The 18,082-nt window shown below is 64.3% G+C and carries 20 protein-coding genes and 1 pseudogene; 8 read left to right on the forward strand and 13 right to left on the reverse strand.

Annotation, left to right across the window (positions count from 1 at the left end; all coding sequences use genetic code 11):
- Nucleotide 1: 1 nt before the first annotated feature.
- Both OW521_RS07500 and OW521_RS07505 read right to left on the reverse strand, forming a co-directional pair.
- The gene (locus OW521_RS07500) at nt 2-502 is read right to left on the reverse strand and encodes a 2'-5' RNA ligase family protein (RefSeq protein WP_268024184.1); all 501 of its coding nucleotides are present in this window, start codon (nt 500-502) and stop codon (nt 2-4) included.
- Nucleotides 503-691: 189 nt separating this feature from the next.
- A complete protein-coding gene (locus tag OW521_RS07505) occupies nt 692-1,297 on the reverse strand; it encodes a malonic semialdehyde reductase (RefSeq protein ID WP_268024185.1) in 606 nt (201 codons plus the stop codon).
- A 188-nt stretch (nt 1,298-1,485) separates the two neighbouring features.
- Between OW521_RS07505 and OW521_RS07510 the strand changes: the two genes are divergently transcribed.
- Entirely contained in the window at nt 1,486-2,838 is a 1,353-nt protein-coding gene (locus OW521_RS07510; protein WP_268024186.1) for a uracil-xanthine permease family protein, read from the forward strand.
- Nucleotides 2,839-2,947: 109 nt separating this feature from the next.
- Here the strand turns inward: OW521_RS07510 and OW521_RS07515 are convergent, their stop codons facing one another.
- Nucleotides 2,948-3,412 carry a GatB/YqeY domain-containing protein gene (locus OW521_RS07515; protein ID WP_268024188.1) on the reverse strand — a complete coding sequence of 155 codons (465 nt, stop codon included), beginning with the start codon at nt 3,410-3,412 and terminating at the stop codon, nt 2,948-2,950.
- A 3-nt stretch (nt 3,413-3,415) separates the two neighbouring features.
- Between OW521_RS07515 and OW521_RS07520 the strand changes: the two genes are divergently transcribed.
- The gene (locus OW521_RS07520; protein WP_268024190.1) at nt 3,416-3,568 is read left to right on the forward strand and encodes a hypothetical protein; all 153 of its coding nucleotides are present in this window, start codon (nt 3,416-3,418) and stop codon (nt 3,566-3,568) included.
- A 104-nt stretch (nt 3,569-3,672) separates the two neighbouring features.
- On the opposite strand, the gene OW521_RS07525 is transcribed toward OW521_RS07520, so the two are convergent.
- A complete protein-coding gene (locus OW521_RS07525) occupies nt 3,673-4,815 on the reverse strand; it encodes a glycerate kinase (protein ID WP_268025741.1) in 1,143 nt (380 codons plus the stop codon).
- A gap of 132 nt (nt 4,816-4,947) precedes the next feature.
- On the opposite strand from OW521_RS07525, the gene OW521_RS07530 reads away from it, so the two are divergent.
- Both OW521_RS07530 and OW521_RS07535 read left to right on the forward strand, forming a co-directional pair.
- A complete protein-coding gene (locus tag OW521_RS07530; RefSeq protein ID WP_268024192.1) occupies nt 4,948-5,298 on the forward strand; it encodes a YciI family protein in 351 nt (116 codons plus the stop codon).
- Between the two features lie 7 nt (nt 5,299-5,305).
- Nucleotides 5,306-6,571 carry an RNA polymerase sigma factor gene (locus tag OW521_RS07535; RefSeq protein ID WP_268024194.1) on the forward strand — a complete coding sequence of 422 codons (1,266 nt, stop codon included), beginning with the start codon at nt 5,306-5,308 and terminating at the stop codon, nt 6,569-6,571.
- Here the strand turns inward: OW521_RS07535 and OW521_RS07540 are convergent.
- The 4 genes from OW521_RS07540 to hxlB form a co-directional block, all read right to left on the reverse strand.
- Nucleotides 6,513-7,298: a glycerophosphodiester phosphodiesterase gene (locus tag OW521_RS07540; protein WP_268024196.1), complete on the reverse strand. Its 786-nt coding sequence runs from the start codon at nt 7,296-7,298 to the stop codon at nt 6,513-6,515. The two genes, OW521_RS07535 and OW521_RS07540, sit on opposite strands and share 59 nt — an antisense overlap.
- Nucleotides 7,299-7,339: 41 nt before the next feature.
- Complete coding sequence (locus OW521_RS07545; protein ID WP_268024198.1) at nt 7,340-7,588, reverse strand: hypothetical protein; 249 nt, start codon at nt 7,586-7,588, stop codon at nt 7,340-7,342.
- Between the two features lie 182 nt (nt 7,589-7,770).
- Nucleotides 7,771-8,394, reverse strand: coding sequence for a 3-hexulose-6-phosphate synthase (gene hxlA / locus OW521_RS07550; RefSeq protein ID WP_268024200.1), 624 nt, complete (start codon nt 8,392-8,394; stop codon nt 7,771-7,773).
- A gap of 55 nt (nt 8,395-8,449) precedes the next feature.
- Nucleotides 8,450-9,007, reverse strand: coding sequence for a 6-phospho-3-hexuloisomerase (gene hxlB / locus OW521_RS07555; protein WP_268025742.1), 558 nt, complete (start codon nt 9,005-9,007; stop codon nt 8,450-8,452).
- Between the two features lie 235 nt (nt 9,008-9,242).
- On the opposite strand from hxlB, the gene OW521_RS07560 reads away from it, so the two are divergent.
- Nucleotides 9,243-10,517 (forward strand): helix-turn-helix transcriptional regulator, encoded by a 1,275-nt coding sequence (locus tag OW521_RS07560; protein ID WP_268024202.1) that lies wholly within the window; start codon nt 9,243-9,245, stop codon nt 10,515-10,517.
- Between the two features lie 85 nt (nt 10,518-10,602).
- On the opposite strand, the gene OW521_RS07565 is transcribed toward OW521_RS07560, so the two are convergent.
- The 5 genes from OW521_RS07565 to OW521_RS07585 all read right to left on the reverse strand — a co-directional run bounded on the left by OW521_RS07565 (nt 10,603) and on the right by OW521_RS07585 (nt 15,246).
- Nucleotides 10,603-11,463 (reverse strand): HAD family hydrolase, encoded by an 861-nt coding sequence (locus tag OW521_RS07565; protein WP_268024203.1) that lies wholly within the window; start codon nt 11,461-11,463, stop codon nt 10,603-10,605.
- Between the two features lie 19 nt (nt 11,464-11,482).
- The gene (locus OW521_RS07570) at nt 11,483-12,724 is read right to left on the reverse strand and encodes a Fic family protein (protein WP_268024204.1); all 1,242 of its coding nucleotides are present in this window, start codon (nt 12,722-12,724) and stop codon (nt 11,483-11,485) included.
- A gap of 151 nt (nt 12,725-12,875) precedes the next feature.
- Nucleotides 12,876-13,400, reverse strand: a complete 525-nt coding sequence (locus OW521_RS07575) for a YbhB/YbcL family Raf kinase inhibitor-like protein (protein WP_268024205.1) — start codon at nt 13,398-13,400, stop codon at nt 12,876-12,878.
- Nucleotides 13,397-14,365, reverse strand: coding sequence for a carbohydrate kinase family protein (locus OW521_RS07580; protein WP_268024206.1), 969 nt, complete (start codon nt 14,363-14,365; stop codon nt 13,397-13,399). The genes OW521_RS07575 and OW521_RS07580 overlap by 4 nt, the downstream gene beginning before the upstream one ends.
- A 68-nt stretch (nt 14,366-14,433) precedes the next feature.
- Complete coding sequence (locus OW521_RS07585) at nt 14,434-15,246, reverse strand: alpha/beta hydrolase (protein WP_268024208.1); 813 nt, start codon at nt 15,244-15,246, stop codon at nt 14,434-14,436.
- 180 nt (nt 15,247-15,426) lie between these two features.
- Between OW521_RS07585 and OW521_RS07590 the strand changes: the two genes are divergently transcribed.
- The 3 genes and pseudogenes from OW521_RS07590 (at nt 15,427) to OW521_RS07600 (ending at nt 18,079) form a co-directional block, all read left to right on the forward strand.
- Nucleotides 15,427-15,702, forward strand: coding sequence for a hypothetical protein (locus tag OW521_RS07590; protein ID WP_268024210.1), 276 nt, complete (start codon nt 15,427-15,429; stop codon nt 15,700-15,702).
- A 70-nt stretch (nt 15,703-15,772) separates the two neighbouring features.
- Nucleotides 15,773-16,876: a GTP pyrophosphokinase gene (locus OW521_RS07595; RefSeq protein WP_268024212.1), complete on the forward strand. Its 1,104-nt coding sequence runs from the start codon at nt 15,773-15,775 to the stop codon at nt 16,874-16,876.
- Nucleotides 16,877-17,096: 220 nt separating this feature from the next.
- Nucleotides 17,097-18,079, forward strand: a pseudogene (locus tag OW521_RS07600) (bile acid:sodium symporter family protein).
- The last annotated feature ends 3 nt before the right edge of the window (nt 18,080-18,082 follow it).

An 18,082-nucleotide genomic window follows, 5' to 3' on the forward strand; every position in this document is an offset into this window, starting at 1 on the left:
GCTAGCTGGACTCCGCCGGGAGGCGCCACAGCTTCAGGATCCTGCGGATCGTGTGGTTGCCTTCCGGTGCCATGTCCACCAGCGCGATCTGGTCGAGCACGACGGCGTCACCCGGCTTGGGGCGCTTGCCGTCGTGATGCGATATGTGCGGACGGTAGTGGTCCAGGACGTAGCGCGGGGTTGACGCGCGCCCTCCAACGATCTCCATGGCGTCGAACAGTTCCTCGTGCAAGCCCTGCAAAATGGGATGGGGGTCCACCAGGCTGACCGGGATGGAACCTTGGTGGCCGAATCCGGCGTCGGGCCCAACGGTGAGTTCCGCCCCTAGGGCGCCCATTGCTGGCACCGTAACAAGCTCGCTGAGGCGGGTGGCGACGTCGTCACCGTCGGAAGGTTCGACGTCGAACCTTAACAGGGTGATGTGCAGCGGCCAGTCACTGCGCGGGAAGACCAGCCCGTCAGTCACCGCTTCGACGAACGCCACCAGAATCAGGTTCCGCATAAGGAAATTTTGCCACCGCAGGTGGGAGAGAGCCGGTCGAGGCAAACGCTCGCTCACTTATCGGCCCGTAATCCCCGACCCTCCATCACATATCCGGCCTTAAGCACCGACGCTCGCTCACCAGAAGTGAGCGAGCGTTTGCGGAAAGGCCGCCAAAAGTGATCGAGCGTCACATGGGGGGCGAAGGCGTTAGACAGTGCGGACGACGTCCTCGTAGGCGAACTTCGGCTTGGCTTCGCCGAAGGCGTCCGGACCCGGCTGGCCGATGTTGACCACGAGGAAGCTCTTCTGGTCCCCGGCCGGGAAGAATTCGGCGTCGATCGCGGCGAAGTCGGCACCGGTCATGGGGCCGGCAGCGAAGCCGAGGGAGCGGACGGCGAGGATGAAGTAGCCGGCCTGCAGGTGGGCATTGTTGTTGCCCGTGGTTGCGGTGAACTCGGGGTTGGCGTCGTACATGGCCTTCGGGGCGGAGTAGACCGGGAGGAACTTGTCCCACTGCTCGTGCCAGGCGGTGTCATAGGAGAGTACGGCGACCAGCGGAGCAGTAGCGGTCTTGGCCTTGTTGCCCGGAGAGAGGGTCTCGACGAGCTTGGCGCGGGCTTCGTCCGAGCGGACGTAGGTGACGCGCAACGGCTGGGAGTTGAACGCCGTCGGGCCGAACTTGGTCAGTTCGTAAATGGCCTGCGCCTGCTCCTCGGAGACCTCGCCGGCAAAGGAGTTGGCAGTGCGGGCTTCGGCAAAGATGGCGTCGACTGCTGCGCCGTCAATCACTGCTTCTTCGTGGGCGATCGTCATTCGCGTACCTTTCGCTGTGCCCGCAGCCATCGACGGCCGGGCGCTTATGCTTTCCATGGTTCCAACTTCAACTCCGCCGCGCCTCTTCCCATGAAGCCACGTGACTTTCCACACAGCGGAATCGGCCGGCCGTCCGGGCGGTAAGGTTGCACCCGGACAATCACAACTTTCAGGGAAGGCTCCCGTAGATGAGCATGCTCGGAACCAAATGGAAGCTGCACGGCAACGGCAAGACGATCCGGCCCGGACACGTAGTGGCGCCCGAGGAGCGGCTCGCGTGGCCGCTGACCATCGGCGTCGGTATGCAGCACGTCGTCGCGATGTTCGGAGCCACCTTCCTGGTGCCCATCATCACGGGCATGCCACCAGCCACCACGCTGCTCTTTTCCGGCATCGGCACCCTGTTGTTCCTCGTCATCACCAAGGGCCGCGTACCCAGCTACCTTGGCTCCAGCTTTGCCTTCATCGCTCCCATCATGGCGTCCCAGCAGCAGTTCGGTGTTCCCGGTGCGCTGGGCGGAGTGGTGCTTGCCGGCGTCGTACTCGCTCTTATCGGTGCAGTGGTCCAGAAGTTCGGCGCTGAATGGATCAACCGGACCATGCCGCCCATCGTGACAGGCGCGATCGTTGCCCTGATCGGGCTGAACCTGGCGCCGGCCGCGAAGGCGAACTTCGACAAAGCCCCGATCACCGCCCTGGTCACGCTCGTGACGATCATCCTGGTGAGCGTCCTTTTCCGGGGCATTCTGGGCCGCCTGAGCATCTTGGTGGGAGTGGTGGTCGGTTACTTCACCGCCATGGCGCGCGGTGAGGTGGACTACTCAAAGATGGATTCGGCCGCGTGGATCGGCCTGCCGCACTTCCAGACGCCCGAGTTCCACCTCGGCGTCGTGGGCTTGTTCGTGCCGGTTGTCTTGGTGCTTGTGGCGGAGAATGTAGGGCACGTGAAGTCCGTGGCAGCGATGACGGGACGAAACCTCGACGACGTCTCCGGCCGCGCGTTGCTGGCCGACGGCGTCGCGACGGTCCTCGCTGGATTCGGCGGCGGCTCCGGCACCACCACCTACGCGGAGAACATCGGCGTCATGGCAGCCACGAAGGTCTACTCGACGGCGGCCTACTGGGTTGCCGGGACCTTCGCCATCCTCCTGAGTTTCTCGCCCAAGTTCGGCGAACTCATCGCCACCGTCCCCGCTGGCGTTCTGGGCGGCGCCGCGACCATGCTGTACGGGATGATCGGCGTCCTGGGCGTGAAGATCTGGGTGCAGAACAAGGTCAACTTCTCCAACCCCATCAACCTGACTACGGCCGCCGTCGCTTTGATTATTGGGATTGCCGATTACACCTGGACCCTCGGGGAACTGAAGTTCACGGGCATCGCGCTGGGTTCGGCCGCTGCCTTGGTGGTCTACCACGGCATGAAGGGCCTGGCGCGTTGGCGCGGGACCGTCGCCGAGCCGGAGATGGAGACGGCAGGGTTGCCGCCAGCGGCGAAGGCAGCGATGAATGCGGCCGCCAAGAGGAGCGGGAAGAAGGGCTAAAGGCCTGTCCTCGCGGCAATTCATGTGTTCGGCGGGGAGGGTTGCCCTCCCCGCCGCACAAATTCCGGGCCGCACGGTGGGCGGCCCAAGGGGCGGCCCAACCGCTTAGCTATGACAGGCGCCTGCGGACAATCTCGCTGACTGCCTTGCCGTCGAAGCGTCCAGCGACCCTTTCGGAGACCGGCTTCATGACATAGCCCATGTGCATCAGGGACAGTTCCACGCCGTCGGCCCTGAGCGAGGCGATGGTCTCGTCAACGATGGACTCGACTTCTTCGGCGGTCAACGGTTCCGGAAGATAGGCCTCGATTACCTCGGCATCCGCGATCTCCGTGGCGGCACGCTCGGACTCTCCGGCCTCCTCGTAAAGCCGGGCGACCTCGTGATACTGCGCGGCCTCCTTCTGCAACATAGCCGTGATCTGGGCGTCTTCCAGGTGGATCGGCGTCTGGCCGGCTTTCTCACGGGTGTCAATCTCGCTAAGGACGTTGCGGGTGGCGTTCAGGGCGATGCGGTTGCCATCCTTCATGTGGCTGACGACGTCTGCGTGCAGCCGCTCTTTCAAGGTGGACATGGTGTGCTCCTCGATTCGATGATGCCGTGCTGGCCGGCTGCCAGCCCGGCAGGCGGTGACGGCGTCCCGGGCTGGGGTCGTCGCATCGTCGGTGCATGGCAGAAGTCAGAGCCATACTTGTACATTCATTATCTGCCCGGCGACGACGTCGAGTAACCCCGCAGCATGCCCCCTCCTGGCACTGAGGAATGGACATATTCGCACTATGTCCGTTGCTCGTGGCCAACGGAGAGCATGTCCCTTGGCCGGGATTCAGCGAGCTAGACCCCTTCAAGCACCTGGCTCGTGGCCCATGCGAGGTACTTGGCGGCATTCGCTACGGCGTCGTCGGCGTCGGGCAGTCCGTTCTTGCGCTGCGCGACGTCGAGCAACTGTGCCGCGGCCACCACCCCGTGGCTAGCAAGTTCCTCGGGCGTTACCAGGATTCTGCCGGCCACCACAATCACGGGAATGCCATGCCCGTGGGCCGAATCGGCCAGGGCGATCGGGGCCTTGCCCGTCAGCGACTGCGAATCCATGGAGCCTTCGCCCGTGATCACGAGGTCCGCGCCGCCGAGCTGTTCAGGAAGACCCGTGAGTCCCGCCACGAGCGCAAAACCGCCTTCCAGCGTCGCCTGTGTGAAGGCCAAGAACGACGCCGGGAACCCACCCGCCGCGCCAGCCCCGGGAACGTTGACGTCCTGTCCGCCCGCTTCACGCAGCAGGGACGCCCAGTTGCGCAGGCCGGCGTCGAGCAGTTCCACGGCGTCCTCATCCGCGCCCTTCTGCGGACCGAAAACATGTGCCGCGCCGTCGTTGCCAAAGAGCGGGTTCTGGACGTCGACGGCGATCCGGAACCTCACCGCAGTCAGCCGCGGATCCAGCCCGGAGACGTCGAGGGATACGACGTCAGCGAGCGAGCCTCCGCCGAGCGGAACCACGTTCCCGGCCGCGTCCAGGGGTTTGAGCCCGAGTGCGCGCAAGGCGCCGCTGCCGCCGTCGGACATCGCGGAGCCGCCCAAGCCGAGCACAATTTCCGTTGCACCGGCGTCGAGGGCCGCGGCGATGAGTTGGCCGCAACCGTAACTGTGGGCGCGCAAGGCGTTCTCCGGCGTCGGCTCCATGTGCGCCAATCCGGACGCTTGCGCCGTTTCGATCACCGCGGTGGCTCCGCCGAAGGCGGTTTGTCGGATGGCCCATGCCGCGCCCACCGGCTTGAGAATGGGGCCCACGACGGCGTTGATCCGCTCTTCGTAGCCCGCCGCCACGGCCGCTTCGAGTGTTCCTTCGCCACCGTCGGCGATTGGGAACTGCGTCACCACGGCATCCGGATACACCCGCAATACCCCCTCGGCCATGGCCGATGCCGCTTCGGCAGCGGTGAGGGAACCTTTGAACTTGTCCGGGGCAATCAGGATGCGCATCATCCCATCCTGCCAGCGGGGCTAAGCTTTTCGCAGATTCGTGCGTGGAGATGTCGAAATCAGCCCACGCCGTTCGTATAGAGGGTGAGACGCGGGCAAGGTGCCGGCGCCACATCCCAAGGAGGAACAGTCATGTCACGCTATCTGCTCAGCATCTACCAACCCGATGGCCCCATCCCGGAACCCGGGGTCCTCAACAAAATCATGGCCGATCTGGAGGTCCTGAACCAGGAAATGCACGACGCCGGTGCGTGGGTTTTCACAGGCGGGCTGCACCCCTCCAGCACCTCCACGGTGGTGCGTGTGAACGACGGCGAAGTACTCACCACGGACGGTCCGTTCGTCGAGGCCAAGGAACACGTGGGCGGGCTGTGGGTGATCGAAGCCTCGGACCTGGACGTGGCACTCGAGTGGGGACGCAAAGCCGCCCAAGCCACCACTTTGCCCATCGAAGTCCGGCCTTTCGCGGGCTACCGAGATTAATTTCCCCATGGTCCATATTTCGGAGATCGGTCAAATATTCCGCGAAGAGCATGGACGCTCCGTGGCCGTCCTGGTCCGCGTTTTGGGCAGTATCGACGCCGCCGAAGACGCGGTCCAGGATGCCTTCACCGAGGCCGTGGCCCGCTGGCCGGACACCGGACTGCCGCCAAGCCCGGCCGGCTGGATCATCACGACCGCCCGGAATCGCGCCATCGACAGGCTGCGCCGCGAGGCGTCCGGCAGGGAGAAACTCGCCCAAGTGACGCTCATGCAGGGCGATGAGACCGAAGCAATCGAGGTGGACACGGTGGAGGACAACCAGCTAAGGCTGATTTTTACGTGCTGCCACCCAGCCCTCAACCGGGGCGCCCAAGTGGCGCTAACGCTCAAGCTTTTGGGCGGGCTCACCACCGCCGAAATTGCCCACGCGTTCCTGGTACCCGAACCAACCATGGCCCAACGCCTGGTGCGTGCGAAGGGCAAGATCCGCGACGCCCACATCCCCTACCGTGTACCGACTGGCGCCGAACTCCCGGAGCGGCTGAAGTCGGTGCTGGCCGTGGTCTACTTGGTCTTCAACGAGGGTTACGCGGCGAGCTCGGGCACCGGGTTGGTGCGCGAAGACCTCTGCCGCGAGGCCGTGCGTCTAGGCAGGCTCATCGTCGAACTCATGCCCGATGAGCCCGAGGCCAAGGGGCTCTTGGCCCTCATGCTTCTGCTCGATTCCCGGCGTGCCGCCCGGACAACGCCCGACGGCGGCCTTGTGCGGCTCGCTGACCAGGACCACAGCCTCTGGGACACCAGGCTGATTGCCGAGGGACAACTGTTGGTACGGCAATGCTTGAAGAGGAACCAGCCCGGACCGTACCAATTGCAGGCTGCCATCAACGCGGTGCACAGCGACGCCGCGCGGCCTGAGGACACCGATTGGCGTCAAGTCCTTGCGCTGTACGGGCAACTCCTAGCCTTGGAGCCGACGCCGGTGGTCGCCTTGAACCGAGCCGTGGCCCTCGCTGAGGTGGAAGGACCCGCCGCGGGTCTTGCCGCCGTCGACGTCCTTGAGCTGGGCAACTACTACTTGTTCCACGCCGTGAGGGCGGATTTGCTCCGGCGCCTCGGCCGCGACGACGAAGCTGTCGCCGCTTACCGCGCCGCGCAGCAGCGCACAGACAACGACGCCGAGCGCGACTTCCTCGACGCGCGGGCCCGGGCGCTCACCACCACTGCCCCCGGCCCTGCAGCACCGCCTTCAGACGATCCGCACGGTCGGTGACAATCCCGTCCACGCCCATGTCCAGCAGCCTGGCCATCTCCGCGGAGTCGTTGACCGTCCAAACGTGCACCTGCAGCCCGCTCCGGTGAGCCCTCCGCACGAAACCGGGCGTCACCACCGTCAATGGTCCGTAACGGACGGGCACTTGGAGCGCATCGACGTCGTGCAGAATCTTCGCCAGCCACCGCTCTGGAAGAAGCGGTCCCAGAAGGGTGAAGACGGCGTTGCAGACGATGCCCGCCGAGGATGCCGTACGACGGCCTAGCATGCGCAGGACAGCGCGACGCCGGCGATCGGAGAAGCTTGCAATCAAGACGCGATCATGGGCGTCAAGCTGCTCGATGACCCGGGCGAGGGCTTTGACGGTGTGCCAATCCTTGACGTCGATATTCAGCCGCGCCTCGGGGAATTCGGCAAGGATGTCTGCCAAGAGGGGAACCGCTTCGCGGCCGCCAATGCGTGCTGTGGCAATCTCAGCGGCGCTGAGGCTGGAGATCCGGCCGTGGCGGTTCGTGACACGGTCCAGCGTGTCGTCATGGAAAAGGAGCACCACCCCATCGGCCGTAGTGCGCGCGTCGGTTTCCAAGTGCGTGAAGCCAAGCTCAAGCGCGGCCCCAAAAGCCGAGGCCGAGTTCTCGAGTCCGTCCGGCGAAAACCCGCGGTGCGCGAAGGCAAGCGGCGCGGTTTGTCCGTCAGGACGGCTGAAGAAGGGCAAGTTGAGGCTCACACGGGTAGCGTAACCCGCGGCGGGGTGGCCGGATGATCCAGTCAGGACTCCTGCCGGACGATCTCCACGCCGTCGCCGCAGTGCACCAGCGTACGGCCGCGGCCGCCGTCGAGATTTACCCAAACAACGCTGTGGTCGCCGGAGACGGCGTCCACTTGACCGGGGTTCTCGAACCCCGGCGCCAGCTTGACGCGCACGCGGTCCCCGCGGCGCAACTGCTTCCAATGTTCTGCCGGCTCCGCGCGGCGAACCGGGGCGTCGGGCCACCCGGTCGTTTTTCTCTTTGCCATCTTGTCCCCATATTTGTTCGGTGTCGAATGGCAAAAGAGTATGGGGGCAAGTTGAACAGCAGTTGGACTGAAGCTGTGTAATCCGTGAGCGGGCCAAACCGACTCGCATTTGTTGTCGTTTAGCGGCCTCATTACGACAACAAATGCGAGTCAGTCGGGCCCGGTCCGGACGAAAAGTGTTGCTAGATGATGGCGGCGCGGAGTTGCTTCGCGGCCAGTGCGGGGTCGTCTGCGCCGTAGATGGAACCGCCGACGACGGCGACATCCGCTCCGGCGCGCTGGACGGCTCCGATGGTGGACAGGTTCACACCGCCAGCGACGGAGAACGGCACACGGGCTTCCTCCCCGGCGCTCAGCAGGACGTCCAGGTTGTAGCCCGGCTTGGCCTGCTCGTCGAGGCCGGCGTGGAACTCGATGAACTTGGCACCGAGGGCCCGGGATTCCTTGGCACGGGTGACTTTGTCCGCGACGCCGATCAAGTCCACCACGATGCCCTTGTTGTGGGCCTTGGCGGCCTTGACTGCACCCGCGATGGTGGAGTCGTCCGCACCGCCAAGCACGGAGACGAGGTCCGCGCCGGCTTTGAACGCGATGTCGGCCTCGAGCTCACCGGCGTCCATGGTCTTGAGGTCGGCGAACACGATCTTGTCCGGATGGGCTTTCTTGATGGCGGTCACGGCGGACAGGCCTTCGCTTTTCACGAGGGGAGTGCCGAGTTCGATGATGTCCACGTATTCGGCCACCTTGCCCGCGATCTCGAGGGCAGCTTCGGTGGTGAGGACGTCGATGGCGACTTGCAGCTTCATGGAAGGGATCTCTTTCCGTAGTTTGTTGTGGAGTTGGTGCAGTGGAAATCAGGGGCTATTCGAGGTTGGCGTGGCGGAGCCAGAGTTCCTCGGCCGGGGTTGCGTCGTTGTCCCACAAGGTCTGGAAGACTGCTTCGGCAACAAGGAAGAGCACCTGCTCGAAAAGGCTGCCGGAGTACTGACAGGACATTGTGGATCCGTGGTCTGTCTTCTGCGCAGCGGGAATGATGACGACGACGTCGGCCAGTTCCGCGAGCGGGGACGTTGCGTTCGTCGTGTACACGGCGATCCTGGCGCCGGCTTTGGAGGCCGTCTCGGCAGCGCGGACGGCGCCGGACGTCGTCCCGGAGCCCGAGGCAAGCAGCAGGAGGTCGCCCGAGCGGATAGCCGGCGTCGTGGTGTCCCCCGCGATGTGCACATCGAAGCCGAGGTGCATCAGCCGCATCGCAGCCATCCGCAGCACAAGGCCGCTGCGGCCGGCCCCCGCAATAAAGATCCGTCCGGTGGCCGAGTTTCCCGCGGCCTGGACTTCCGTGGCCAGGCGGGACAGCTGCAGCAGGTCCACTTCAGCGGCCGTTTCCGCGATCTCGCTACCCACGAGGGCCAAGCTCATGTCGATGTCTTGGCTTAGGTCGACGTCCTGGGCGCCGCGAGCCTGGACGCGATCTAGGTCCGATGCGGCGTGGACAGTCCCTGCGGTGGTGGTCATGCGTTACCTCCTGCTCAGTTGATTGCTCCGTTTGAATCAATCGTTCCGGATTGAACGGATAGGCGTAACGCTGAGCATGGGCAGTCCCAGCTACCCGTTTGGGTAGTGAAGTTCGTGACGATAAAGCTAAAGTGGCGGGATGACCCCAAGCACGTGGACCCTCCTGGAAGCGGTTGCCGCGCTAGCGAACGCCCCGTTGATGAGCATCGCCGAGCGCCTTCGTGAAGCGGCGCTGCCCTACGTGGGCAGCAGCGCGCTGGTCATTTTCACCGAGGACTGCACTGGCCGGCCCCAGAAGAAGGCAGGGGCGGAGGGCATCATCAGCCGCGTCTCCATTCCCGAACTGGACCAGTTGCGCTCCCGCGTCTCCGAAGGCGAGGCCTGGCAGGGAGAAGCAGCTATCGCCGGAGACCAGCGGCACGTTCTTGCCCTGACGTCCGAGACCAATGCACTGCTGACCCTCACTGAGCCGGTCCTGCCCGAAGAACCGTTGGAGCGTGAGTCTGCGCTGAGGATGCTCGACTACCTGTGGCAACTGACGGCGCGGCGCATCCAGGAGAAGGTAGCGGACGCGCCGCCGTCGTACCTCTTGGAATCCCGGGCGGCTTCCGCCGAGCGGCTCCGCGTCACGGCCGAACTCGTGGACAGGCATTCCACCACGCTGGAGACGATGTTGGCGGCGCTACGATCAGGCTCCCTCGACGACGCTGCTGCCCGCAAGGCCGTCACGGACCTCGCCGCTACCTCGCTCGTCAATCTGCGGACGTTGAGCGACCGCACATCGGATCTTGTGGAAGAGCCCGTAGCCACAGCGTTTGAAAGGCTGCGGGAGGACCTCCGCCCACTCATGCACTTCAGCGGGCTCGACATCCAGTTCATCGAGCCACCGGTCAACGGCCGCGCGTTGCCCGGCGAGGTAGCCCACGCTGCCCGGGCGATCGTGCGTGGTCTGGTACTGGCCATCGTGGAGCAGCCCGCGGTGAGGCGTGTGCGGGTGCAATGGGACTGCGACGGCGTGAACCTCCTCATCAATGTGCGCGACGACGGCCTGGGTGAACTGACTGCCGATTCGCCCAACATTGCCCGGCTCAACAGCCGGGTGGCGGCACTGGACGGCCGCATGAACATCGAGGTCATGGCCGGCTGGGGAGCGGACGTTCAGGTGGTCCTGCCGCTGGATTCACCCACCGCTCCCGCAGGCGACATCGGCGGATGGGGCCTGGCGGAGCGCGAAATGGAAGTCCTTCAACTATTGGCTGCCGGACAGCGCAATCGGGCCATTTCCGCGAAGCTGCACATCAGCGAAAACACGGTCAAATTCCATGTCAGGAATATCTTCAGGAAGCTCGGCGTGGGTTCGCGAACAGAGGCCATTGCCTTGGCGCACAGCCACGGACTGCGGACTCAGGGCTAGTCCCGGCCGTATGCAGGGCTGACTAGTCCCCACCGCCACCCTCGCCTCGCAAGTCCCCACCGGCTCCCAGCCTTCGCAAGCTCAGTCAGGGACCCTCGCCGGTGGGGCCCCACGGCCAGGGAACCCTAGCGGCGTGGGCCCCCCGCAGGGAAGCGAGCTTTGCCTCGAGAATCTGGGCCACGCCGTCGTCGTCGAAATGCGGTGCTTGCTGGCCCGCGGCGCTGATGGCCTCGGGGTGGCCGCTGGCCATCGCGTAACCGTCACCGGCCCAGCGCAGCATCTCGACGTCGTTGGGCATGTCACCAAAAGCCACCACCTCAGTGGCCTCGATGCCCCTGGATGCCGCATATACGGCTAGTGTGACAGCCTTGTTGATACCGGGAGCGGACATCTCCAGGAGTGCGGTCCGCGGCGCTGAGTGCGTGGTCTCCACGAGATGCGCGACGGCGGGCTGCACCTCTGCCAGGAATTCGTCCGGGGTGCCGGTGCGTGTCACGGCAAGGAACTTTACGACGGCGTCATCCGCGGTGAGCGTTTCCTCCAACCGCGCGGGAGTGAACTCGGCCAGGAGCTCACTGGTTGGGTTCTCGACAAAGCCCGGCTCAAGGTGGAATCCAGTGAGGGTTTCGGCAGCGAACAAAGCGTCGGGCCGGAGCTGCTTGATGATGCGGCGCGCCTCCAACACGGACTCGATGCTCAAGGCATCGGCGGAAATCAGCTTGTCAGCCTCAAGATCCCACACCACGGCTCCATTGGAACAGATGACGGTGCCAGTGTGGCCGATCTGTTCGCGGAGCGGGTAGAGCCAGCGCGGCGGCCGCCCCGTCACAAACACCACCTCGATGCCCGCGTCACGGCAAGCATGGAAAGCGCGGATGGTGCGACTGCTGATCTGGCCGTCATGGCCAAGGATGGTGCCGTCGATGTCACTAGCTACGAGCCGCATTATGTCAGTCTACGTGGGGTCAGCCTCGGCCATGCCGGCCGGATCTGGCCGCAAAGGCATCCAGGGCGGTAAGGATGTCATCGGACCACCAGTGCCGGCCACGTTTGAATTTATCGAATCCCTGTACCACACCGGCATCTTCCAAGACCTGCATTTGCCGCCAGATGGTCGCCGGCGCCAGGCCGAGCCGTTCCTCCAGGAGCTTGGAGTTTACGACCGGTTGGCGGACCAACAGATCCACGATCTTCCAAGCCGCAGCGTCTCGGCGGGCCTTGATGCCGTTTTCCCACTTGCTTCGTGCGTCTTCGATGTCTCGAGCCAAATGCCGCCCATTGTCAATCGCACGGAACGTCGCTTCGGCCGTCAAAAGGATGATCCTGTCAGGATCACCTTCGCGGTAGGCGGTCAGCGCTTCGTGATAGCCCGTAACGTCATTCAAGAGTCCGGCAGACACGGGAACCGTTACCGTCCTAGTCAGGCCCTTGTTGCGGAGCATGGCGTGGAGCAGTGCCCTTCCAGTGCGCCCATTGCCATCAGTAAACGGGTGGATGGTCTCGAACTGTGCGTGGGCAATGGCAGATTGAGCCAGTATCTGGATGTCATTCCTGGCGGCGTAGGCCATCAGGTCATCCATGAGCTCTGGGACCCGCTTTGCATCCGGTGCGACGAAGTCCGCGCCGACTGGGCTGGCGCTTGAAGTTCCGATCCAGACCGGTTCCTCACGCCATCTTCCAGCGCCACCGGGGTCGGCATGTCGCATCAGGGCCCTATGCATTTCCAGCACGTTGGCTGTCTCCAAGGAGTCAGCGGCAGACAGCGCGGCGTTCATGGCCGCCACGTTGTCCACGACAAGGGTGGCGTTGCGTTTGGAGTCGTCTCCGAGCTCGGCCATACCGATACTACGGGCGTTGGCCGTGACATTTTCGATCTGCGACGACGAGATAGATTCCGTGCGGAGCAAGATGGCAGAAAAGGGGGCGATGTCATTGCCGAATTCATGGTCGAAGTCGCGGATCGCAAGGGCCGCGTCTTCGACTGCCGCGGTCACCTCTCCGGCGCGTGTACAGCGCACGTTGGTGATCATCGGTGGGATGGCGGCCTTGTACGGCAGATACGGGGCTTCGGTCATGTACCGGGGACCCGAACCCAATTTGGCCTGCCACCGGAGGCTTTCCCATTCGAGGACTGGCCAAGCATTGTCATTTGAGCCGCGAACCCGGTCCGGCTCCTTCGGCACGTTGGAGCCACGTCGCTGTTCCACGGGCGCTCCTTGATCTGAAAAGCGGTGACCCGACTGCAAGCACCTGCTCGTAAAGTGAAATCCTATGGGTGGCGGGTTCAAACTATTTCAATTATTGGATGAACTGAAAAGATCTGCGCCGAATGTCTCCAAGTAGACAGCCGCGCCAAGACTAGCGGCGCTCGAAATGGCCCGTGATCACGGCCCGGCCCAGGGAATGTGACGTGAGCTTGCGGACAAGGGCACCGGTGGAGGCGCCCGCGTCGAGGCCCAACTCTTCGACATCGACGGCGTGCACGGCCAGGATGTACCGGTGTGGGCCGTGTCCCGGCGGTGGCGCGGCACCCAGATACCCCGGGAACCCGGCGTCGTTCTTCAACTGGAAAGCACCGGACGGCAGGTGAGAACCGCCCTGAGCGCCGGCGCCGGCAGGCAGTGAGCTCGTACTGGCGGGGACGTTGACCACGGCCCAGTGCCAGTAGCCACCGGCTTTAGGGGCATCGGGATCGAAGACGGTAACGACGTAACCCTTGGTGCCTTCCGGTGCTCCGCTCCAGCTCAGCTGCGGAGATTCGTCCTTGCCCCCGGCCACGCCGAAGCGTTTGCTGGTCTGTGCCGGCTTGAGTGCGTCGCCATCCCTGAGCGAATCGCTGGTGAGGTCGAAGGAAGGGACTCGGGGAAGATCGGCGTAGCTCATGGCTGCCTTTCAATGCTGGCCCCAGCCTCAAGGGCACTCAGGGCGTTGAGTTCCGCGCGGGTCGGCGGGTTCGCGCCTGGCCGGGAGACTGTGATAGCCGCTGCCCGCGCTGCATGGTTGAGGATCCCTTCGAGCACTTCGGCGGGCATCGCATGCAGCTCGTCCCGGTTTTGTGCCCCGGCCAGTCCGTGATCGACGATCCCTGAGAGGAGCGCGGCCATGAAGGAATCGCCGGCTCCCACCGTATCCGCCACGGCTACCTTGGGGGCGTCCACCTGGGTCTCGCCCGAGGCAGTGACTCCCCAGGGTCCGTCCGCTCCCCGCGTGACCACGACGACGGCGGGTCCCGCACTACCGCCCAGGCGGAGCCAGCGCCGGGCCGATTCCGCGACGTCGACGCCGGGATAGAGCCACTCAAGGTCCTCGTCCGAAGCCTTGACTATGTCCGAGAGCGCCACGAAGCGCTCCACTTGGGCGCGAGCATAGTCCCGGTCTGTGATGATGCTGGGCCGGCAGTTGGGATCGAAGCTGATGGTCGCGTTCGGGTGGGCATGCTCGACGGCGGCAAGGACCTCCGCTGCACCCGGCTCCAACATGGTGGCAATGGAGCCGGTGTGCAGGAGGGATGTCCCTTGAAGCATGAACGGTAGTCGCGCTGCGAAGCCGGGGAGCTCCCAGGTGAGGTCGAACGTGTAGCTGGCCGCGCCGTCGTCGTCGATCAGGGCGGTAGCCACGCTGGTGGGATTCTCGTCCGGCGGCAGCGGAACCATGACGGAACTGGATCGCAGGTGGGCTGCGATCGAGTCGCCGTAGGCATCCTTGCCGAAGCGGCCGATGAACTGGACGGCGTGATCCAGCCGGGCCAACCCCACCGCAACATTGAGCGGACTGCCGCCCACGTGGGCGTCGACTCCCGAGGAGCGCTGGACTACATCAACCAGTGCTTCACCTATGACTGTCAGCATGGGACAACTCTGCCACGCAGATGTGGTGCGCGTCTCGCAATGACAGTTGGTGACTTGTCAGCAGCCCGTCACGCCAGCAGCCGCTGCACCAACTCGCGGCATTTCTTGTACGCAACCGCCCTGGGGTCGATCAGGTCGAAATGGTCCCCGGGCACCTTGAGGAGCTGCGCTGCGCCTCCGGATGCAGTGGAAGCGGCAACATAGGCCTCGGACTGGCTGCACGGAACATCTTCGTCAGCGGCAGCGTGGACGGCGAAGACCGGAACACTGATGGGGAGTGACCTCATGGGATCCGCATAAATATGCCGTTTGGGGTACCTTACGGAGTCACCGCCCATCAGGTTGTCGACGGCGCCGTTGCTCAGGTTGAGCCGCTCGGCATCGGCCAGGTTCAGCAGCCCTGATTGGCTCACGACGCCGGTCAGCCTCACTGCTGTGCCGTTGTCGTGCCGATGGAGCTGCCGATCGGCGTCGGGGGCCCCAATCTTGGAGAGCTTTTCACGGCCGGCTGCCCAGACCGCAAGGTGGCCGCCCGCGGAATGTCCCAGCGCCACCACTTTGTCCAGGTTGAGTCCGTGCGTGCCGGCAATCTCGCCCAGATGGTCGATTCCATCGAGGACGTCTTCGAACGTGTGCGGCCACCCGCCACCGTTTCCCGCCCTGCGGTACTCAAGGTTCCAGGCGGCGATTCCATGCGCGGCGAGGTCCCTGGCAATCGGTTCACCGAGCTCTGCGCCGTATTGCGAGCGCCAATAGCCGCCGTGGATCACCACCACCACTCCGTCGTGCCGACTGCGGTGCGCCTCCAGCGAGTTGTCTGGTACGAACAGCTCGCCCCATTGGCTGGAGTGGTCGCCGTAGTAATACTTGTGCCGCTTCATCGTGTCCTCCTTTGTGCCGAGCCTATCGTGGAGGACACCGCGGAGGGGGAGCCGAGGTCAGAGCGTCAACGCAAAGCCTTTCTGGATCAACAGCGCGAGCGTAACCTCAGGGGTGAAGCGCTATCCCCGCTTCACCCTCGCGGCGTCGCGGGAAATGCTCCAAATCCGGAGGTGATTTCAATGATCCGTCGTATCTCCGCGTCGGTTCTTGTGGCATTGACTTTGAGTGTGCTGGCCGTTGCTTCGCCCGCATCGGCGGCAAACCCGCCTGGAACCGGCCGGCCCAGTCAGTCCTGCCAAGCGCTGGAACCGAACACCCCGGGCAACGCCGCCAATAGCCCAGGATCGCCGTTCAACGAGCCAGGCATCAACAGCACAAACGGCGGCGTAGGAGGGCAGCACTACTCCCCCACTTCCCAATACGATGTCGCCTGCTTCCAGGTGTCGCATCGGTAACGCCTGAACGACTTCGATCTAGCGCAGCCAGCTCCCGAAAACTGTCAGCCCGTCCCCGTAAGCTGGAGGTATGGCTAGCAATTGGGACAGCTTGGATCCTGAGCTGCGCGAATCGGTACAGGCGAACGTGGAGCTCTATGCCCGCGTCCGGCCTGCCTTGAAGCTTGTCACCCGGGACGTCCTGCTGACTCTGCGGGACATGCTCAAGGACAGCGAGTCCGTGCCCCTTTTCGTCACGGGACGCACCAAAACGGTCGAATCCTTCAGGGAAAAGATCTCGCGCACCGAAGCGCCGCTGGAGGGCGGCCCGCGGGTGCTGAAGTTCCCGGACCCGTTCCGGACCTTGAACGACATGGTGGGGCTGCGCGTCATCACCAAGCTTCCGGCCGAGAACGCCGCGGTGGCCAACCTCATCAAGCGCCAGCGCCAGCTTTTCGATTGCCGTGGCGATCTTGAGAAGGACATCGGCTCCATCGAGTCCGGCACTTACGGATATTCGAGCCGCCACCTCATCCTGCGCACCATCCAGAACGAAACCGTGAAGGCCTACCAGCAGGTCTTCAATCCGGACATTCCGCCGAATGGCAGCTACTTTTTCGAATGCCAGATCCGCACGGTTTTTGCGCACGCCTGGAGCGAGATCGAACACGACATCCGGTTCAAGGCCGAGGATCCACGCGCCTGGACGCCACACTTCGACCGCCAATTCACCGCAACCGCGGCCATGTTGGAAACAGTGGAGAGCGCCTTCGCCGATCTCCACGAACGCTACGAGGAAGTCCGCGGCTACTGGGATCTGGAGGGCGAAGGTTCCATGCCCCTCACCCCCAACCGTGTGCGGGACGTCTGGCGGACGCTGCTTCCGCACGTTGACCGTAAAGTTGACGACGACTGGGGCTGGGCTGCGGAGCTTCTCGCTGCACACGGGCTCAGCAAGACCGTTGAACTCGCCGGACTCCTCAGCGCCAACCGGATCACCGAGGTCCGCAAAGCCTTGGACCATCGCTACTCCCCCGGACCGGACCGCCTTCTGGATGATCTCCTGCTGTGGCAGTACGGCAGGGAACACATCGACCTCACCGCCGAGGCTCCCGACGTCGTCCCCCACCCCCGGCGGGACAGCCTCCAGCGGCGCCTCAAGCAGATTGAGCGGTACCGCCTGACCAACGGCTAAGCTGCCGGACGGCCCAACTAGTCCCCACCGCCACCCTCGCCTCGCAAGCTCGGCCAGGGAACCCTGGCGGCGTGGGCCCACGCAGTAGTTGTCATTATGAGGGCCTAAAACGACAACAAATGCGAGTCAGTTGGGCTGGGAAACGACGGTCATCTGACATATTCTCTCGAATCGGGTCACAGATTCGGTCTACGTTCAACCGCGGTGCCACGATAGACAGATGCTTGAGGCAACAACCAACCCCACCGAAACCCCCGTCCTGAATCCGGCGCTGGCCGCGGAAGCCAAGATCGCGCGGATTGCGGTCACGGTCTTCCCCCTGCTCGTCGTTCTCGCCGGAGTGGCCGGCTTCCTGCTTCCGGACGCCTTCAAACCACTAGGTCCCAGCGTGCCGTACCTCCTGGGCATCATCATGTTCTGCATGGGCCTGACGCTTACCCCACCGGACCATCGGTGGCTAAACGACCCTGGGCGGTGGTGCTGGGAATCGTGGCGCACTACGTCATCATGCCGGGCGCGGGCTGGCTGATTGCCGTGGCGCTCAACCTTGAGCCGCAGCTGGCCGTTGGCCTCATCTTGGTGGGATGTGCACCGTCGGGCACGGCTTCCAACGTCATGGCTTTCCTCGCGAAGGGCGACGTTGCCCTGTCCGTGGCTGTCGCGTCGGTCTCCACCCTCATCGCCCCGATTGTGACCCCGGTGCTGGTGTTCTTCCTGGCTGGGTCATTCCTGAACATCGACGCTGGTTCCATGGTCCTGGACATCGTCAAGACGGTCCTCCTCCCGGTGATCGGAGGCCTGGCGGCGCGTCTTTTCCTCAAGAAGCTCGTCGCCAAGGTGCTGCCGGCGCTTCCCTGGGCGTCCGCCGTCGTGATCTCACTGATCGTCGCGGTGGTGGTGGCCGGTAGCGCCAGCAAGATCGTTGCCGCGGGCGGCATCGTGTTCCTCGCCGTGGTGCTCCACAACGGTTTCGGCCTCGGCCTGGGCTACCTGGCCGGCAAGCTGGGCCGCCTCGACGACAAAGCACGCCGAGCACTGGCCTTCGAGGTCGGCATGCAGAATTCCGGCCTTGCCGCCACCTTGGCCACGGCACACTTCACCCCGTTTGCTGCGTTGCCGTCCGCAGTTTTCTCGCTCTGGCACAACGTGTCCGGCGCTATTGTCGCGGCCTGGTTGGCGCGGAAGCCGCTCAAGGAGGGCTGACGG

It is taken from the genome of Arthrobacter sp. MMS18-M83, from assembly GCF_026683955.1.
In the GTDB taxonomy this organism is placed as follows: domain Bacteria; phylum Actinomycetota; class Actinomycetes; order Actinomycetales; family Micrococcaceae; genus Arthrobacter.

Excerpts from the sequence above, each read along its gene's own strand:
- OW521_RS07500 (WP_268024184.1), bottom strand. The coding sequence starts at position 502 with ATGCGGAACCTGATTCTGGTGGCGTTCGTCGAAGCGGTGACTGACGGG.
- OW521_RS07505 (WP_268024185.1), bottom strand. The coding sequence starts at position 1,297 with ATGACGATCGCCCACGAAGAAGCAGTGATTGACGGCGCAGCAGTCGAC.
- OW521_RS07510 (WP_268024186.1), top strand. The coding sequence starts at position 1,486 with ATGAGCATGCTCGGAACCAAATGGAAGCTGCACGGCAACGGCAAGACG.
- OW521_RS07515 (WP_268024188.1), bottom strand. The coding sequence starts at position 3,412 with ATGTCCACCTTGAAAGAGCGGCTGCACGCAGACGTCGTCAGCCACATG.
- OW521_RS07525 (WP_268025741.1), bottom strand. The coding sequence starts at position 4,815 with ATGCGCATCCTGATTGCCCCGGACAAGTTCAAAGGTTCCCTCACCGCT.
- OW521_RS07530 (WP_268024192.1), top strand. The coding sequence starts at position 4,948 with ATGTCACGCTATCTGCTCAGCATCTACCAACCCGATGGCCCCATCCCG.
- OW521_RS07535 (WP_268024194.1), top strand. The coding sequence starts at position 5,306 with ATGGTCCATATTTCGGAGATCGGTCAAATATTCCGCGAAGAGCATGGA.
- OW521_RS07545 (WP_268024198.1), bottom strand. The coding sequence starts at position 7,588 with ATGGCAAAGAGAAAAACGACCGGGTGGCCCGACGCCCCGGTTCGCCGC.
- hxlA (WP_268024200.1), bottom strand. The coding sequence starts at position 8,394 with ATGAAGCTGCAAGTCGCCATCGACGTCCTCACCACCGAAGCTGCCCTC.
- hxlB (WP_268025742.1), bottom strand. The coding sequence starts at position 9,007 with ATGAGCTTGGCCCTCGTGGGTAGCGAGATCGCGGAAACGGCCGCTGAA.
- OW521_RS07560 (WP_268024202.1), top strand. The coding sequence starts at position 9,243 with ATGACCCCAAGCACGTGGACCCTCCTGGAAGCGGTTGCCGCGCTAGCG.
- OW521_RS07565 (WP_268024203.1), bottom strand. The coding sequence starts at position 11,463 with ATGCGGCTCGTAGCTAGTGACATCGACGGCACCATCCTTGGCCATGAC.
- OW521_RS07575 (WP_268024205.1), bottom strand. The coding sequence starts at position 13,400 with ATGAGCTACGCCGATCTTCCCCGAGTCCCTTCCTTCGACCTCACCAGC.
- OW521_RS07580 (WP_268024206.1), bottom strand. The coding sequence starts at position 14,365 with ATGCTGACAGTCATAGGTGAAGCACTGGTTGATGTAGTCCAGCGCTCC.
- OW521_RS07585 (WP_268024208.1), bottom strand. The coding sequence starts at position 15,246 with ATGAAGCGGCACAAGTATTACTACGGCGACCACTCCAGCCAATGGGGC.
- OW521_RS07590 (WP_268024210.1), top strand. The coding sequence starts at position 15,427 with ATGATCCGTCGTATCTCCGCGTCGGTTCTTGTGGCATTGACTTTGAGT.
- OW521_RS07595 (WP_268024212.1), top strand. The coding sequence starts at position 15,773 with ATGGCTAGCAATTGGGACAGCTTGGATCCTGAGCTGCGCGAATCGGTA.